The organism is Stenotrophomonas sp. 364 (assembly GCF_009832905.1).
Lineage (GTDB): Bacteria > Pseudomonadota > Gammaproteobacteria > Xanthomonadales > Xanthomonadaceae > Stenotrophomonas > Stenotrophomonas maltophilia_AP.
In genome coordinates this window covers 2,211,998-2,228,218 of the sequence record NZ_CP047135.1, presented here as the reverse complement: position 1 = coordinate 2,228,218, position 16,221 = coordinate 2,211,998, and the positions used below count along the sequence as shown (strand labels likewise).

Here is a 16,221-nt window from a genome sequence, read left to right as displayed (position 1 = left end):
GGCGGAGGGGCCTGGTCGTAGCTGCATTGACTGGTAATACCCGATACCGGCCTGCAAGGCGCCGGCATCCGCCATCTTGGCGCTGCACCCTTCTGCGGCACGACTCCCTGGATTTTTTGCGCAAGCAAAGGTGTTTCGCCCGCTTATGAAAACGATTACAAAGCCACTGGCCCTGACGGCCGCCATCACGCTCTCGCTGGCCGCCTCGGCCTGGGCCGCGCCCACCGCCGCCACCGGCGGAGCCGACGCCTTCACCGTGCTCAGCCTGGAACAGGCGCCGAAATGGCTCAATGCGGCCGACGTTGCGGCCCAGCTGCAGGCCATGAACGTGGACGCGCTGACCATCGGCAACGTGCACCGCGAAGCGGACACCAGCGGCACCAGCCACGTCCCGGATCCGCTGGAAGCGCTGGCCGACCAGCTGGGTTACACCTACCGCTTCGTCAGTGCCGACCCGGCGTCGGCCGAGCGCCGTGGCAGCATCGTGATCTCGCGTCTGCCGGTGGAAGCGGAGTCGGGCATCGAAGCCCCGGGCATGAACTACCTGCGCCTGAATGACGGCCGCCACGTGGTGGCGCTGTACACCCATACCGCCGCCGCCGATGGCGCGCGCTTCAAACAGCTCATCGACGCCTCGCGCGTGGGCGCGCCGGCCGTGCTGCTGGGTGCCAACGATGCCGCCGTGACCGGCTTCGACGCCAACGGCGACGTGGCCCGCTCCAACGGTTTCCAGTCGGCCTCCAGCACCGCAGTCAAGCTGCGCATCGATGCCGACAGCCCGGCGATCGCCGGCAAGCTGCTGACCCTGGGCTACGCCGCGCCGGTCGGCGGCGATACGCCGTGGATGGACACCTCGCTCAACGCCGACGCACGCGCGCGGCTGATCGTGGCGAAGATGACCGACGACGAGAAGTTCCAGATGCTGCACAGCTACTTCGGGCTGGGCAAGGATGGCGGCCCGCTGCCGGAAGGCGCGGTCGGTTCGGCCGGTTTCGTACCGGGCGTGGCACGCCTGGGCATTCCATCGCAGCAGTCGGCCGATGCCGGTGTGGGCGTGACCAACCCGGGCGGCATCCGCAAGGGCGACCACGCCACGGCGATGCCGTCCGGCCCGTCCACCGCGTCCAGCTGGAACCCGGAGGTCGCCTTCGCCGGTGGCGCCACCATGGGCCGCGAGGCCTGGCAGCAGCGCTTCAACATCCTGCTGGCCGGCAGCGTCAACCTGCAGCGCGATCCGCGCAACGGCCGCAACTTCGAGTACGCCGGCGAAGATCCGCTGCTGGCCGGTCGCCTGGTCGGCGAGTCGATCCGCGGCGTGCAGAGCCAGCACGTGGTGTCGACGATGAAGCACTTCGCGCTCAACGACATGGAGACCTCGCGCAATTTCCACAGCGCCGAGATCGGCGAGCAGGCCATGCGCGAATCGGACCTGCTGGCGTTCGAAATCGCACTGGACATCGGCAAGCCCGGTTCGGTGATGTGCTCCTACAACCGCATCAACGGCATCTACGGCTGCGAGCACGACTACCTGATGAACCAGGTGCTCAAGCAGGAGTGGAAGTTCCCCGGTTTCGTGATGTCCGACTGGGGTGGCGTGCACAGCGGCTCGAAGGCGGCGCTGGCCGGTCTGGACCAGCAGTCGGCCGGCGAAGTGTTCGACAAGGCCGTGTACTTCGATGAACCGCTGCGCCTGGCTGTCAATGGCGGCGTGGTGCCGCGTGCGCGTCTGGATGACATGGTGTCGCGGATCCTGCGTGCGATGTTCGCCAACGGCAATTTCGACCTGCCGCCGCAGCACCAGCCGATCGACGACGCCGCCGGTTTCGCCGCCGCGCAGCGCACCGTCGAAGAGGGCAGCGTGCTGCTGCGCAACGCCAACAACCTGCTGCCGCTGGGCCCGGAGATCAAGCGCATCGTGATCATCGGTGGCCACGCCGACAAGGGTGTGATCGGCGGCGGTGGCTCGTCGATGGTGGGCTGGACCGCCAAGGGCACCAACGCGGTGCCGGGCGTGCTGCCGACCACCTGGCCGGGCCCGGTGATCTTCCATCCGTCCTCGCCGCTGGAAGCCCTGCGTGCCGAGCGCCCGGACGCCAGCATCGAATACGTGGACGGCCGCGATGTGGCCGCCGCCGCTCGCGCTGCCGCCGGCGCCGATGTGGCGATCGTGTTTGCCACGCAATGGTCGGCTGAATCGGTCGACCTGCCGCACATGAAGCTGCCCGACAACCAGGACGCGCTGATCGCCGGGGTGGCCAAGGCCAACCCGAAGACCGTGGTGGTGCTGGAAACCAACGGCCCGGTCGAGCTGCCGTGGCTGCAGCAGGTGCCGGCGGTACTGCAGGCGTGGTACCCGGGCATCCGAGGGGGCGAAGGCATCGCCGCGCTGCTGACCGGCAAGGTCAACCCGTCCGGCCGCCTGCCGGTGACCTGGCCGGTGGATGCCAGCCAGCTGCCGCGCCCGGAAGTGAACGGGCTGGGCTTCAACCCGAAGCACAAGCCGGATGACACCATCGATTACGACATCGAAGGCGCCAACGTTGGCTACAAGTGGTTCGCGGCCAAGGGCCTGACCCCGCAGTTCGCGTTCGGCCACGGCCTGTCCTACACCACCTTCACGTATGAAAACCTGAGCGCCACCTCGATGGGCCAGCGCCTGGTGGCCACGGTGGACATCCGCAACACCGGCAAGGTTGCCGGTGCGGACGTGGCCCAGCTGTACCTGAAGATGCCGGAAGGCAGCGCCACGCCGATCCGCCTGATCGGCTTCCAGAAGGTCACGCTGCAGCCGGGCGAATCGCGCCGGATCCGCATCGAGGCCGAGCCGAAGACGCTGGCCAGCTTCGACACCGCCGACAAGCAGTGGAAGATCGCCGAAGGCCGCTACGAACTGCAGCTGTCGCGCTCGGCCAACGAGCCGGTGGAAACCAGTCCGGTCGTGCTCAGCGGTGGCGTGGTGCGTTAAGCGACGGCGGCTACCGACCAACGGTCGGTACCTACCCGCAGGGGGTTGCCGCCATGACGGCCAACCCCGTACGCAACCTGGTAGGGCACGACCGTTGGTCGTGCCTGCCGCAGCTCAACCGGGCAGATGCTGGCGCAGGTGCGCCAGCAACAACTGCACCCGTCGCGATGGATGTGCGGTGTTGGGAAACACCGCATACACCCCCTGGCGCGGAAAGCGGTGCCCGCGCAGGATCAGCACCAGCCGGCCTGACGCCAGATCCTCGGCAATCAACCACTGCGGCAGCACCGTCGCCCCGGCCCCGGCCAGCGCGAATGCACGCAGCGTGGACGCATTGTCCACTGTGACCACCGCATCGGCGGGGTTGCTGGCAAACATCTGGTCGCTGCCATCGGGGGCGATCAACGGCAGGTCCGCCAGACGCGGATAACCCAACCGCGGCAGCGTACGCACCCACTCCGGGTCGTCACGCGCGGCCTCATCGGGCAACCCCGCCAACACCGACGGCGCAGCCACTGCGCACAACGCGTGCTCATCAAGCAGGGTGGCGCGCAGCTCGGAATCGGCCATGCGCCCCAACCGGATGGCCAGGTCGAAACGCTCGGGAATCAGGTCGGCATGCGCCGGTGTGGTCGACAGGTGCAGCCGCAGCTGCGGGTGCAGGGCGCGGAACCCCTCCAGCAGCGGCACCAGCTTGGCCGCCGCGTATTCGGGCGTGGTGGTCAGGCGCAGCGTGCCGCGCAGTTGCAGTTGTTCGCTGCGCGCCTCTTCGATGGCCTGTTCGGCCGTGGCCAGCATCGCCACGCAGTGCTGGTGGAAGCGCTCGCCGGCCTCGGTCAGTGCCAGGCTGCGGGTGTTGCGCACCAGCAGGGTCACGCCCAGTTCCTGCTCCAGCCGTTTCAGGTTGAAGCTCACCACAGCCTTGCTCTGGCCCAGGCGCTGCGCGGCCGCGGTGAGGCTGCCGGCATCGACCACGGCCTTGAAGGTCTCGAAGCGGTCCAGGCTGACCATCGCGCACGCCTCTTGTGTCAAAAATTGTTTGACAGTCTTGCATTGGATGTTCGGTTTATCCAGCGCCGCCCAGCGCGCATGCTGCCGCCTCGCAACGGGAGTGCCGCATGACCTATCGCGCCAAAGTGGAGCTGCTGTACCTGCTCGGGTTCTCGCTGGACCTGGTCAACATGTTCATCGGCACGGTGGCCTATCCGGCCGTGGCGACCGACCTGCACGCCTCGGTGCCGCAGCTGGCGTGGATCGGCAACGCCTACATGCTGGGCCTGACCCTGGTGATCCCGCTGGGCAGCTGGCTGGCTGCGCGGCTGGGCGAGCGCCGGTTGCTGTGCCTGTCGCTGGCGGTGTTCGCGCTGGGCGCGATCCTGGCCGGCACTGCGCCCAGCATCGAAGCGCTGATCGGCTGGCGGCTGCTGCAGGGGCTGGGTGGCGGGTTGCTGATTCCGGTCGGGCAGGCGATGGCCTACCGGCATTGCCCACCGGCCGAACGTGGCCGCCTCACCGCGCGCATCATGGCCGTGGCGCTGCTGGTGCCGGCGCTGTCGCCGACCCTGGGCGGCTGGCTGGTCGGGCTGGGGTCATGGCGCTGGGTACTGCTGGCCAGCGTGCCAATGGCCGCGCTGACCCTGCTACTGGCCGCCGCGTGGGTCCGCTACGAGGCGCCGCGGGCGCTGCCGCGGCTGGACCGGCGCGGCCTGGTGCTGGGTTCGCTGGGCCTGAGCCTGTTGCTGGTGGCCCTGAGCCAGATCGCCGAGGCGCAGCAGCGCACGCTGGGCATCGGGTTGCTGATGGCCGCCACGGCCGTGCTCGTGGTCTATGCGCGTACCGCGCGACGCACCGCGCAGCCGGTGCTGCACTGGACGTTGCTGCGACACCCCACGCTGCGCCTGGCCATGGTGGTGTACCTGCTGGTGCCGGGCACGTTCATCGGGACCCAGCTGGTGGCAACGCTGCTCCTGCACCGGCAGGGCTACACCCCGGCCGCCATCGGCGGTTTCATGCTGCCCTGGGCGCTCGCCTCGGCCTGCGCGATCGCCACTACGCGGCACTGGCTGCCGCGCATCGGTGCGCGGCCGCTGTTGAGCGCGGGCATGCTGTGCCAGGCCGTGGGCATCGTGCTGTTGATCGGCATCCATCCTGGCCAGCCGGGGATGCCCATGCTGGCATTCGCGCTGATGGGGCTGGGCGGCAGCCTGTGCAGCAGCAGCGCGCAGACGCTCGCATTCCAAGGCATGGCCGACGACGAACTGCTGCCGGGCAGCGCGCTCTGGAATCTCAACCGCCAACTCAGTTTCTGCCTGGCCGCCGCGGTGCTGGCCTGCGTGCTGGCGGCGCTGTCGTCGGTGACGCCTGACCGCGCCTTTACGTTGACCCTGCTGCTGGCCGCCGGCATGACCCTGCTGCCGCTGCTTCTGCTCTGGCGCCTGCCGGCGTCCACCCTGACCTTGAGGATCTCTGTATGACCGACACCTCCGCCCTGCATGAAATCCACGCACTGCATGTGCTGATCGAAGACTGGTTCAACGCGCGCATCCCGGTGTCCGCACTGGACACGCTGATGGCGCGTTTCAGCGAAGACTTCAGCATGGTAGGCGTCGCCGGCCAGCGCCTGGATCGCGATGCCGTGCAGGTGTTGTTCGCCGGCAGCCACGGCGCACGCCGCGGGCTGGTGATCGCCATCGAATCGGTGCAGGCCACGGCCCTGCCGTCGCCGCTGGCCCTGCTGCGCTATCGCGAAGGCCAGGGCGTGGAGGAGGGCGCGATGCGTTGGCGGGAATCGCTGGCCGTGCTTCGCCAGGAGCACGGGCAATGGCGCTGGTTGGCGCTGCATGAAACAGCCAGCGCCTGAATCAGCGCACGTGGTAAAGGCCGAGCTGGTCTTCGTCGACCAACACCACGCGGTCGGGTCGCGCGCTGAAGCAGGGCGCGATGAGCAGCGGCCGCACATCGCCGGCCTGCATTGCGCCACGCAGGAAGGCGACCACATTGGCCGCCGTGGCAAGGAAGGTGCGCCCGCCGACCAGGGCGGTGCGCCCCTTCCAGGTCACCACGTTATGCGCCACGTAGCAGCTGGCGTCCTGCAGGACGTCAGCCAGCGCTTCCAGGTCGGCGATGGGCTGGAATGGCGCGCCAGCAACAACGGCATCGCGCATCTGGAAATAGATGCGCTGCTCTTCCTCCCGCGACGCCAGCTCGGCGCGCACCAGTGCCTGCAGTGTGTAGGGGTTCTTCATCATCGGCCGCCTTGTCCGGTGGAGCGTGCCCCTGTGGACCCCGGGGCCCATTCTGGGGTGCCGCGCGTGGCTTTGCACGATCCGGTGGTTGATGGCTGAATGCGGGCGGCAGGGACAAACGGCACCTACTGGCGCGGCGCGGGCGGCGCTAGGCTTCAGGGGTTGTTCGCCGCCACCTGCCGGGAGAGAGCCCATGCGTGTCCGTGTCGTGCCTGTCGTGTTGTTGAGCCTCATGATTGCCGCCAGCGTGTCGGCGCAGACCGCGCCGATGACCCCGGATATCCCGGCCAAGGGATTTGTGACCCCCACCGCTGCCGACAACTACGACAAGCGCGTGGTGATGGTGCCGATGCGCGACGGCACCAAGCTCTACACGGTGATCGTGGTGCCCAAGGGCGCAAAGCATGCCCCGATCCTGTTGACCCGCACCCCGTATGACGCGGCCAACCGCGCCAAGCGCATCGATTCGCCGAACATGCGCGACATCCTCCCGCAGGGCGACGAGGTATTCGTTGACGGCGGCTACATCCGGGTGTTCCAGGACATCCGCGGCAAGTACGGCTCCGAAGGCGATTACGTGATGACCCGGCCGCTGCGCGGGCCACTCAACAGCACCAAGGTGGACCATGCCACCGATGCGTGGGACACCATCGACTGGCTGGTCAAACACGTGCCCGAAAGCAACGGCAAGGTCGGCATGCTCGGCTCTTCGTATGAAGGCTTCACCGTGGTGATGGCGCTGACCAACCCGCACCCGGCACTGAAGGTTGCCGCGCCGCAGAGTCCGATGATCGACGGCTGGATGGGCGATGACTGGCTCAACTACGGCGCCTTCCGCCAGGTCAATTTCGGCTACTTCACCGGCCAGCTGGCCAAACGCGGCAAGGGGCCGTCGATTCCCAGCGTTGGCTATGACGACTACACCACCTTCCTGCGTGCCGGCTCGGCCGGCGACTACGCGCGCGCCAACGGGCTGGATCAGCTGCCGTGGTGGCACAAGCTGATCGAGCACCCGGCCTACGATGCGTTCTGGCAGGAACAGGCGCTGGACGCGCAGATGGCCAAGACCCCGCTGAAGGTGCCCACCATGTGGCTGCAAGGCCTGTGGGACCAGGAAGACATGTGGGGTGCGGTGCACAGCTATGCGGCGATGGAGCCGCGCGACAGCAGCAACACGCTCAATTACCTGGTGATGGGCCCGTGGCGGCACAGCCAGGTGAACTACGACGGCAGCAGCCTGGGTGCGCTCAAGTTCGACGGTGACACCGCATTGCAGTTCCGCCGCGACGTGCTCAAGCCGTTCTTCGACCAGTACCTCGTGGACGGCGCGGCCAAGGCCGATACGCCGCCGGTGCTGATCTACAACACCGGCGAGAACCACTGGGACAAGCTGCAGCAGTGGCCGCGGACGGTGGCAAAGAGCAAGCCGCTGTATCTGCGTGCGGGCGGCAAGCTGTCGTTCGAGGCGCCGCAGCCAGGCGAAGCCACCTACGAGGCATACGTGGCGGACCCGGCCAAGCCGGTGCCGTTCGTACCGCGCCCGGTGCGCTTCGCCGACCGCGACATGTGGACCAGCTGGCTGGTGAAGGACCAGCGTTTCGTGGACGGGCGGCCCGACGTACTCACCTTCGTCAGCGAACCGTTGACCGAACCGCTGCGCATCGGCGGCGCGCCGCAGGTGAACCTCGCCGCGGCGACCACCGGCAGCGATGCCGACTGGGTGGTGAAGCTGATCGACGTGTACCCCGACCAGACCCCGTCCACGCCGGAGATGGGCGGCTATGAACTGGCGGTGTCGATGGCGATATTCCGCGGGCGCTACCGCGAGAGTTTCAGCGCGCCCAAGGCGATCGCGGCCAACCAGGTGCTGGACTACCGGTTCGGCTTGCCCACGGCCAACCATGTGTTCCAGCCGGGCCACCGGGTGATGGTGCAGGTGCAGTCCAGCCTGTTCCCGCTGTACGACCGCAACCCGCAGACCTTCGTGCCGAACATCTACCTGGCCAAGCCGGGCGATTACCAGAAGGCGACGCAGCAGGTGTGGCACGCACCGCAGCAGGCGAGCTTCATTTCGTTGCCGGTGTATTGACCGCGGACGCACGGATAACCTTCAACGCCCGGGTAGAGCCGACCGTTGGTCGGCTGCACGCAGATCGTCCCCACACCGGTAGAGCCGACCGTTGGTCGGCTGCCTTCGCGCGGATCCGGCTGCATGGGCAGCCGACCAACGGTCGGCTCTACCCGCATTGCGTCGCCCGTGCACAGGCGTTAGCGTGCGATTCCGTTTCTCCTGATGTGACCGATGAAAAGGATGTTCGTGCTGACGGCGCTGGCCGCGCTGGCCACGCCGGTGCAGGCGCAGTCGTTCACCGTGCTGGGCCACCGCTTCGGCGCCGATGCGCTGGTAGCCGCCGATGGCCGCCTGCTGGTGGCACCCAACGGCGAGCGCATGGTGCGGCTGGCTGCCGATCGCTGGATGCGCGCACAGGGCGACGCCACGCCCCAGCAGTGGTACGACGATGCAGGACGGCTGCTGCGCGAGGACCACGGTTACACTGAGTACCACACGCCCTTCGTGCTGCCGCAGGCCGCCCCCGGCGACCCGTTATGGAAGGCGTTCATCCGCGCCGACGGCGACCCGGTGGGTGGCTGGGGCGTGGTGGATGCACTGGGCCACGTGCGTCTACCGGCCCTGAATGATGGCGAGTGGCTGCCGCTTGCGGTGCCCGATCGCGTGGTGTGGAACGCCCGCAGCGGCCCGCTGCGTTTCCATGACCTGGAGGGGCAGCCGGTCATGCTGCTGGACGAACGCAAGGCGCAGTGGGTGGCCGGGCCCTTCGTCGGCCGCCACGTGTATGTGTCCTGCAGTGTCGAGGTGCCCACGCAGTGCAACGTGCAGAACGAAGCCGGCGCCACGTTGTTTGCCGACGATATTGACGCGCTGCTGCCGCTCAGCGACGGCGGCTGGTGGTTGCGTCAGGGCGAGCTGTGGCGGCGGGTAGATGCGCAGGGCAGGGCAACAGATGCGGCCCGCTACCGGCAACAGGGCCTGTACCCACGCTATCGCCAGTACGGCGGCAGCGCAGGCCGGCGCGACTGGCCCGGGCAGGTCAGCCGCTACGCCACCGGCAGCGAGCACGACACCCCCGAACCCGGCTGGCTGATGGCCGACGGTCGCTTCGCCCCACTGCCCACGCCCCGCGGCAGTGTTCGGATGGACTACTGCGGGGGTCGCTGGTGGGGGGTGCAGGATGACGATGCCTCGCCGCCCACCGAGGTGTCGGCCGCGCTGGTTGCGGTGCTGGACGCGCCCGATGCCGAGCAACGGCAGGCACCCGCGTGGCGCGTTCGGGCTGCTGCCGACGGTCGCACTGCTGCCGTATTCGACTGCAAGGGCCAGGTGATGTTCGCCCCGTCCAGTGTCGACAGGCTGGACGCGGTGGCCGGGGGCCTGCTGGGCACGTTCGTGGGCGAGTCCTCGCCGCGGTTGTGGTGGGATGGCACCACCGCACACACGGTGCCCGAAGGTCTGGCGATCGATGACGATCACGTGGTGCCGCCGTTGCTGCTGCTGTGGAACCAGGCCATCGGCCAGAACCAGCCGTACAACATCGCGCTTGGCAAGGTGATCGGGAGCGCTGTCGATGGGGTCGAGCACATGGATGCACGGCGTGTGGTGTTCCGCCGCGAGGGGCAGCAGGGTCTGATGCTGGCCGATGGCAGCGAGCCGCTGCCTCCCCGGTACCTGGAGATCCTGCCGTGGGGCGAAGACCGCACACTGACGCGGCGTTCTCTGGAGGACGGCGATGAGGAACTGACCCTGCTGGGTGCGGATTACAGGGTCTTGATGCGGCGACGCCTGGCCTTCACCGGCATGGCGCTGGAAACGATCTGGCAGGGAAACGTGCAGGGGCAGGCAGTGGTCCGGCTCAACCTGGGCACGATGCAGCTGGCCGATGGCCCGTATTTCGTGCAGCAGTGGCTGGATCGCGACGGGCAGGTGCTGGTCAGTGACGTCAGCTGCCCGGCGCCTGGTGATGACGTGCTCGCACGGGGAGCAGGGGTCATGCTGGGCAAGGGATGGCGGCAGGACAGCACGCCGCAGCAACCCTGCCGGTTGCCAGATGCGTTGATGCCGGTGTTGCAGGGCGGCAACGTCACGCCCGCGATGCGGTAATGCCGGCCAGCGACCGGCATTACCCACGACAGCCGACCAACGGTCGGTATTACCAAGCACCGCCGACCAACGGTCGGCTCTACCGGGTCGGTGCGTGTGTCATGCGCCCGAGACGCTCGGGTAATCGGTGTAGCCGCGCGAGCCGCCGCCGTACAGGGTGTCCGGGTCGAGGTCGGACAATGCAACGCCCAGGCGCAGGCGTTCAACCAGATCGGGGTTGGCAATGAACGGACGACCGAAGGCGATCACGTCGGCGTAGCCGGAGGCGATGGCGGCTTCGGCGGTGTCCTTGGTGTAGCCGTTGTTGGCGATCCACGCCCCCTTGAACTTCGCGCGCAGCGCGGCGTAGTCGAACGCGATGTTGTCGCGCGGGCCGCCGGTGGCGCCTTCGATGACGTGGATGAAGGCCAGCGGGCCAATCGCATCCAGGCGCTCCACGGCGCGTTCGAACAGTGGCTGGGGATTGGAGTCGGCAGCGTCGTTGGCCGGGGTCACCGGGGAGAGGCGCACGCCGGTGCGCTCGGGGCCAATCTCCGATGCGATGGCACGGACCACCTCATCCAGCAGGCGCGTGCGGTTCTCGATGCTGCCACCGTATTCGTCGGTGCGCTGGTTGCTGCCGTCGCGCAGGAACTGGTCGATCAGGTAGCCGTTGGCCGCGTGCACTTCCACGCCATCGAAGCCGGCGGTGATCGCATTGCGCGCTGCCTGGCGGTAGTCCTGGATCAATCCGGGAATCTCGGAGAGTTCCAGTGCGCGGGGTGCCGAGACATCCTCGAAGCCTTTGCTGGTAAAGGTCTTGGCCTTGGCCGGCAGCGCACTCGGCGCCACCGGCACCTCACCGTCGGGCAGCAGGCTGGTGTGCGAGATCCGGCCGACGTGCCACAGCTGCAGCACGATCTTGCCGGCGCGCGCATGCACCGCGTCGGTGACCTTCTTCCAGGCGTCGATCTGGTCCTGGCTGTAGATCCCGGGGGTGTCCAGGTAGCCCTGGCCGAGCGGGCTGATCTGGGTAGCCTCGGCAATGATCAGGCCGGCGCTGGCGCGCTGTTCGTAGTACTGGATCGCCAGGGGATTGGGCACGCGCCCTTCAATGGCGCGGTTGCGGGTGAGCGGGGCCATCGCGATGCGGTTGGCCACCGCGATCGCGCCGAGCCGGGTAGGGGTGAACAATGGGCCGTCACTGGTGGAAGTCATGGGCATACCTTTGGGGGGAGGGCTGCGTCGATGCAGCCTGGACAAACAGAATGTGGACGTACGACCGCCAGCATAGGCACAGGTGCGTTGCAGCGATGGGAAGCATTGTTGCGGGCGTCTGTGTGCACGTTGCGTAACGCACGGCCGGCGTAGCGTAGTGCCGGATGCAGGTGTTTCCTGCGACATGTTCCAACCAGAGGTACAACGCGATGATTGATTATCAGCTTAAGGGCAAGGTGGCGATCGTGACCGGTGGTGTGTCCGGCATCGGCCTGGCCGCGGCCGAACTGCTCGCAGCATCCGGCGCAGCGGTGGCGGTGTGGGATCTGAAGGACGATGCGGTGCAGGAGACCGCCGAGGCGCTGCGCGGCAAGGGTGTCAAGGCGATCGGCATCGCGGTCGACGTCACCGACGAAAAGGCCGTTGAAGCGGCGGTACAGCGCACCGTGCAGGAACTGGGCGGCCTGCACATCGCCGTCAACAACGCCGGCATCGGCGGACCGTCGGCGACCAGCGGCGACTACCCGGTGGACGGCTGGAAGCGCGTCATCGACGTCAATCTCACCAGTGTGTTCCTGTGCCAGCGAGCGCAGATCCAGGCCATGCGCGGCGGCGGCAAGGGCGGCAGCATCATCAACATGGCCTCCATCCTGGGGCAGGTGGGGTTCAACAATTCCGCTGCCTACGTGGCCGCCAAGCACGGGGTGGTCGGGTTGACCCAGACCGCGGCGTGGGAGCACGCCGGCGACAGGATCCGGGTCAATGCGGTCGGCCCCGGCTTCATCGCCACCCCGCTGCTGGACAAGATGGACCCGACGGTCAGGCAGGCGTTGGAAAGCAAGCACGCGCTGGGCCGTCTCGGCCAGCCCGATGAGGTCGCCGCGCTGGTGGCCTGGCTGGCCAGCGACGATGCCTCGTTCGCGACCGGCACGTATTACGCCATCGATGGCGGCTACCTGGCGCAGTAACCGGTGCCTGGCGGTCATGCGGCAACCCACTGCCGCATGACCGTGCACATCCGCCTCACGCGCCTCTTCACGGCGCTGCCACGTGCCCCACGCAAGGCTGGGTCGAACAGGCGAGGATGTACGGATGGGACTGGAACAGGATCTATCGATACTGCTGCGGATTGCCGCAGCCATGGTGTTTGGTGGCTTGATCGGCATCGAACGCGAGATGGGCAAACACGCGGCCGGTCTGCGCACCCACATGCTCATTGCCGGCGCGGCCGCCTTGATTGTGGGCCTCGGCGACAGCATCGCCGAACACTTCCAGCAGGAGCGCTATCGCGACCTGCTGCAGGTCGATCCGGTCCGTCTCATCGAGGCGGTAGTGGCCTGCGTAGGTTTCGTAGCGGCCGGCACCATCCTGCGCGGGACGCGCGATGACCAGGTCAGCGGCCTGACCACGGCCAGCTCCCTGATCATGTCGGCGTCGATCGGCATCGCGGTCGGCATCGGCGAGTACGTCATCGCCATCGGCGTCAGCATCCTGTGTCTGATCGTGCTGGCGGTGTTCAGTCGGATCGCCAAGAAACTGGAGGCATCATGAGCAGCGACCGTCCCTTCCAGATCCAGCATATCGACCACATCGTGCTGCGCGTGCAGGACCTGCCGCGTGCGGTGGCGTTCTACCGCGATGTACTCGGCTGCACGGTGGCGCGCGAGCGACCGTCGCTGGGCATGGTGCACATGCACGCCGGCACGTCGATGATCGATCTGGTCGCCGTGGACGGAAAGCTCGGCACCCCCGGTGGCGCGGCGGCGGGTACGCAGGGACGCAACCTGGAGCACCTGTGCCTGCGGGTGGAGCCGTTCGATGTTGAACAGCTGAGGGCGCACCTGCAGATGCACGCGGTGGAACTGCGCGGCAAACCGGCGAACAACTTCGGCGCCGAGGGCGATGGCCTGTCGGTGTACCTGTACGACCCGGACGGCAACGGGGTGGAGCTGAAGGGCCCGGCCAGCGACTGCGGCTGCAGCTAATGGTCATACCAAAACGCGAGGCATAGAGCTATGGTCTAATAGGCCTGTCACGCAATTGGCGTTTCAATGCGGACACTTCCTGACCCTTCTTGAGCCATTGGTCATACCAATGGTGAGGTGGAGGAATGCATGCCGGCCCGCACCTCCCGTGCGCGGCCTTCCGTCCGTTCCGTTGAGATCCGCCGATGCAGCCCTGGCAACAACTGTATGACCCCGCTGGCAACCTGTGGCTGTCCAGCCTGATCGCGCTGTTGCCGATCGCCTTCTTCTTCGTCGCCCTGGCCGTGCTGCGCATGAAGGGCTGGCTGGCTGGAACGCTCACCGTGGCCATCGCCCTGGCGGTGGCGCTGCTGTTCTACCGCATGCCGCTGCAGCAGGCGTTCGCGGCCGGCGCGTACGGCTTCATCTACGGGCTGTGGCCGATCGCCTGGATCATCCTGGGCGCGGTGTTCCTGTACAAGGTCTCGGTCAAGACCGGTCAGTTCGACATCATCCGCGCCTCGATCCTGTCGGTCACCGAAGACCAGCGCCTGCAGATGCTGATGGTCGGCTTCGCCTTCGGTGCGTTCCTGGAAGGGGCGGCCGGTTTCGGTGCGCCGGTGGCGATCACCGCCGCGCTGCTGGTCGGGCTGGGCTTCAAGCCGCTGTATGCGGCCGGGCTGTGCCTGATCGTCAACACCGCACCGGTCGCCTTTGGCGCGATGGGCATTCCGATCATCGTGGCGGGGCAGGTCACCGGCCTGGATCCGTTCGAGATCGGGCAGATGGCCGGCCGCCAGCTGCCGTTCCTGACCATCATCGTGCTGTTCTGGATCATGGCGATCATGGACGGCTGGCGCGGCGTCAAGGAAACCTGGCCGGCAGTGCTGGTGGCCGGCGGCTCGTTCGCCATCGCGCAGTACCTGACCTCCAACTTCATCGGGCCGGAACTGCCCGACATCACCGCCTCGCTGGCCTCGCTGGTGTGCCTGACCCTGTTCCTGCGCCGCTGGAAGCCGGTGCGGATCTTCCGCTTCGATACCGAAACCAGTGCCGAGGCCGCAGCGCAGGCAGTGGACGCCCCGCGTTACAGCACCGGGCAGATCATCAAGGCGTGGTCGCCGTTCCTGATCCTCACCGCGATGGTCACCGTGTGGAGCATCAAGCCGTTCAAGGCGTTGTTCGCCGCTGGCGGGCCGCTGGAGCACTGGGTGCTGAAGCTGCCGGTGCCGGGGCTGGACCAGCTGGTGCAGAAGATGCCGCCCATCGTCCCATCGCCCAGCGCCTACGAGGCGGTGTACAAGTTCGATGCGGTATCAGCCACCGGCACCGCCATCATGCTTGGCGCGGTGCTGGCCATCGTGCTGCTGAAGATGCGCCCGGCCGCGGCGCTGCGCACCTTCGGTGAGACCGCCAACGAGCTGAAGGTGCCCATCTACTCGATCGGCATGGTGCTGGCCTTTGCCTTCATCGCCAACTACTCGGGGCTGTCGGCCACGTTGGCGCTGGCCCTGGCCCATACAGGCAAGGCCTTTACCTTCTTCTCGCCGTTCCTGGGCTGGCTGGGCGTGTTCCTGACCGGCTCGGACACTTCCTCCAACGCGCTGTTCTCGGCGCTGCAGGCCACCACCGCCCAGCAGATCGGCGTGTCCGAGGTGCTGCTGGTGGCGGCCAACACCACCGGCGGGGTGACCGGCAAGATGATTTCCCCGCAGTCCATCGCCATCGCCTGCGCGGCGGTGGGGCTGGCCGGCAAGGAGTCCGACCTGTTCCGCTTCACGGTCAAGCACAGCCTGATCTTCACGGTGATGGTGGGCATCATCACCACGCTGCAGGCGTACTGGCTCACCTGGATGATTCCCTGAGCCATGCGCGGATCACGCCACGCGGGCGACAATGACGGCATGAAGAACGAACGCCTGTCCGACAAAGTGGCCGCGCAGCTGCGTGGCCTGGTGAGCACGCAGAACCTGCAGCCGGGGGATCGGTTGCCGGCCGAGCGGGCGCTGGCCGTGCAGCTGGGGGTGTCACGCACCGCCCTGCGCGAGGCCATCGCGCAGCTGGCCAGCCAGGGCCTGCTGACCGCGCGGGTAGGCGGTGGCACCTACGTAGCCGAACCCGCCGCGCGGGCCCGGCAGGCCATCGACGAACCGCTGATGCCGTACCTGCCGCTGTTCCAGGGCGACCCGGAGTACCGCTTCGACGTGCTGGAGATCCGCCACGCGCTGGAAGGCGCCACCGCCTGGCACGCCGCGCTGCGCGCCACCGATGCGGACCGGGCGAAGATCCGCGACGCCTTCAACACCATGATGGCCGCACACGGCAAGGACGATCCGGCCGGTGAGGCGCGCGCCGATGCGGCCTTCCACCTGGCCATCGCCGAGGCTTCGCACAACCTGGTGTTGCTGCAGGTGATGCGCGGCCTGTTCGAGCTGTTGCAGACCAACATCTCGCAGAGCCGCGAAAAGCTCTACACCTCGCCACGCACGTTCGAACCGTTGTCGGTGCAGCACCGGGAAATGATGGACGGGGTGCTGTCCGGCGATCCCGAACGCGCGCGCGCCGCCGCACACGCCCATCTGGAATTCGTGCACACCTCGCTGCGCACGCTCGACGACAACGAGGCCCGGCGCACGCGCGCTTCGCGGCTTCCTTCCGCCCACGGTTGATTCC

General features: G+C 67.6%; 13 protein-coding genes. 10 read left to right on the top strand and 3 right to left on the bottom strand.

Annotated elements, in window-relative coordinates:
• Positions 1-145 precede the first annotated feature (145 nt).
• On the top strand, positions 146-2,965 hold the full coding sequence (locus GQ674_RS10155; protein ID WP_201290241.1) for a glycoside hydrolase family 3 C-terminal domain-containing protein: 2,820 nt from the start codon (positions 146-148) through the stop codon (positions 2,963-2,965).
• A gap of 114 nt (positions 2,966-3,079) precedes the next feature.
• On the opposite strand, the gene GQ674_RS10150 is transcribed toward GQ674_RS10155, so the two are convergent.
• Positions 3,080-3,976 (bottom strand): LysR family transcriptional regulator, encoded by an 897-nt coding sequence (locus tag GQ674_RS10150; protein WP_159496974.1) that lies wholly within the window; start codon positions 3,974-3,976, stop codon positions 3,080-3,082.
• Positions 3,977-4,083: 107 nt separating this feature from the next.
• Here GQ674_RS10150 and GQ674_RS10145 point away from each other — a divergent pair, with 107 nt between their 5' ends.
• Both GQ674_RS10145 and GQ674_RS10140 read left to right on the top strand, forming a co-directional pair.
• Positions 4,084-5,439 carry an MFS transporter gene (locus GQ674_RS10145; RefSeq protein WP_159496973.1) on the top strand — a complete coding sequence of 452 codons (1,356 nt, stop codon included), beginning with the start codon at positions 4,084-4,086 and terminating at the stop codon, positions 5,437-5,439.
• Positions 5,436-5,825 (top strand): DUF4440 domain-containing protein, encoded by a 390-nt coding sequence (locus GQ674_RS10140; protein WP_159496972.1) that lies wholly within the window; start codon positions 5,436-5,438, stop codon positions 5,823-5,825. Before GQ674_RS10145 ends, GQ674_RS10140 begins: the two co-directional genes overlap by 4 nt.
• Before the next feature lies 1 nt (position 5,826).
• On the opposite strand, the gene GQ674_RS10135 is transcribed toward GQ674_RS10140, so the two are convergent.
• Entirely contained in the window at positions 5,827-6,210 is a 384-nt protein-coding gene (locus GQ674_RS10135) for a hypothetical protein (RefSeq protein WP_159496971.1), read from the bottom strand.
• 193 nt (positions 6,211-6,403) lie between these two features.
• On the opposite strand from GQ674_RS10135, the gene GQ674_RS10130 reads away from it, so the two are divergent.
• Both GQ674_RS10130 and GQ674_RS10125 read left to right on the top strand, forming a co-directional pair.
• The gene (locus GQ674_RS10130) at positions 6,404-8,299 is read left to right on the top strand and encodes a CocE/NonD family hydrolase (protein ID WP_159496970.1); all 1,896 of its coding nucleotides are present in this window, start codon (positions 6,404-6,406) and stop codon (positions 8,297-8,299) included.
• Positions 8,300-8,512: 213 nt separating this feature from the next.
• Positions 8,513-10,387: a hypothetical protein gene (locus GQ674_RS10125; RefSeq protein ID WP_159496969.1), complete on the top strand. Its 1,875-nt coding sequence runs from the start codon at positions 8,513-8,515 to the stop codon at positions 10,385-10,387.
• A 99-nt stretch (positions 10,388-10,486) separates the two neighbouring features.
• Here the strand turns inward: GQ674_RS10125 and GQ674_RS10120 are convergent, their stop codons facing one another.
• Complete coding sequence (locus GQ674_RS10120) at positions 10,487-11,584, bottom strand: alkene reductase (RefSeq protein WP_159496968.1); 1,098 nt, start codon at positions 11,582-11,584, stop codon at positions 10,487-10,489.
• Positions 11,585-11,793: 209 nt separating this feature from the next.
• On the opposite strand from GQ674_RS10120, the gene GQ674_RS10115 reads away from it, so the two are divergent.
• The 5 genes from GQ674_RS10115 (at position 11,794) to lldR (ending at position 16,217) form a co-directional block, all read left to right on the top strand.
• Positions 11,794-12,552 (top strand): SDR family NAD(P)-dependent oxidoreductase, encoded by a 759-nt coding sequence (locus GQ674_RS10115; RefSeq protein ID WP_159496967.1) that lies wholly within the window; start codon positions 11,794-11,796, stop codon positions 12,550-12,552.
• A 124-nt stretch (positions 12,553-12,676) separates the two neighbouring features.
• On the top strand, positions 12,677-13,135 hold the full coding sequence (locus tag GQ674_RS10110) for an MgtC/SapB family protein (RefSeq protein ID WP_159496966.1): 459 nt from the start codon (positions 12,677-12,679) through the stop codon (positions 13,133-13,135).
• Positions 13,132-13,569, top strand: a complete 438-nt coding sequence (locus GQ674_RS10105) for a VOC family protein (RefSeq protein WP_159496965.1) — start codon at positions 13,132-13,134, stop codon at positions 13,567-13,569. Before GQ674_RS10110 ends, GQ674_RS10105 begins: the two co-directional genes overlap by 4 nt.
• A 185-nt stretch (positions 13,570-13,754) precedes the next feature.
• Positions 13,755-15,413, top strand: a complete 1,659-nt coding sequence (gene lldP, locus GQ674_RS10100) for an L-lactate permease (RefSeq protein WP_159496964.1) — start codon at positions 13,755-13,757, stop codon at positions 15,411-15,413.
• A gap of 39 nt (positions 15,414-15,452) precedes the next feature.
• Positions 15,453-16,217, top strand: a complete 765-nt coding sequence (lldR, locus tag GQ674_RS10095; protein ID WP_159499380.1) for a transcriptional regulator LldR — start codon at positions 15,453-15,455, stop codon at positions 16,215-16,217.
• The last annotated feature ends 4 nt before the right edge of the window (positions 16,218-16,221 follow it).

Excerpts from the sequence above, each read along its gene's own strand:
- GQ674_RS10155 (WP_201290241.1), top strand. The coding sequence starts at position 146 with ATGAAAACGATTACAAAGCCACTGGCCCTGACGGCCGCCATCACGCTC.
- GQ674_RS10150 (WP_159496974.1), bottom strand. The coding sequence starts at position 3,976 with ATGGTCAGCCTGGACCGCTTCGAGACCTTCAAGGCCGTGGTCGATGCC.
- GQ674_RS10145 (WP_159496973.1), top strand. The coding sequence starts at position 4,084 with ATGACCTATCGCGCCAAAGTGGAGCTGCTGTACCTGCTCGGGTTCTCG.
- GQ674_RS10140 (WP_159496972.1), top strand. The coding sequence starts at position 5,436 with ATGACCGACACCTCCGCCCTGCATGAAATCCACGCACTGCATGTGCTG.
- GQ674_RS10135 (WP_159496971.1), bottom strand. The coding sequence starts at position 6,210 with ATGAAGAACCCCTACACACTGCAGGCACTGGTGCGCGCCGAGCTGGCG.
- GQ674_RS10130 (WP_159496970.1), top strand. The coding sequence starts at position 6,404 with ATGCGTGTCCGTGTCGTGCCTGTCGTGTTGTTGAGCCTCATGATTGCC.
- GQ674_RS10125 (WP_159496969.1), top strand. The coding sequence starts at position 8,513 with ATGAAAAGGATGTTCGTGCTGACGGCGCTGGCCGCGCTGGCCACGCCG.
- GQ674_RS10120 (WP_159496968.1), bottom strand. The coding sequence starts at position 11,584 with ATGACTTCCACCAGTGACGGCCCATTGTTCACCCCTACCCGGCTCGGC.
- GQ674_RS10115 (WP_159496967.1), top strand. The coding sequence starts at position 11,794 with ATGATTGATTATCAGCTTAAGGGCAAGGTGGCGATCGTGACCGGTGGT.
- GQ674_RS10110 (WP_159496966.1), top strand. The coding sequence starts at position 12,677 with ATGGGACTGGAACAGGATCTATCGATACTGCTGCGGATTGCCGCAGCC.
- GQ674_RS10105 (WP_159496965.1), top strand. The coding sequence starts at position 13,132 with ATGAGCAGCGACCGTCCCTTCCAGATCCAGCATATCGACCACATCGTG.
- lldP (WP_159496964.1), top strand. The coding sequence starts at position 13,755 with ATGCAGCCCTGGCAACAACTGTATGACCCCGCTGGCAACCTGTGGCTG.
- lldR (WP_159499380.1), top strand. The coding sequence starts at position 15,453 with ATGAAGAACGAACGCCTGTCCGACAAAGTGGCCGCGCAGCTGCGTGGC.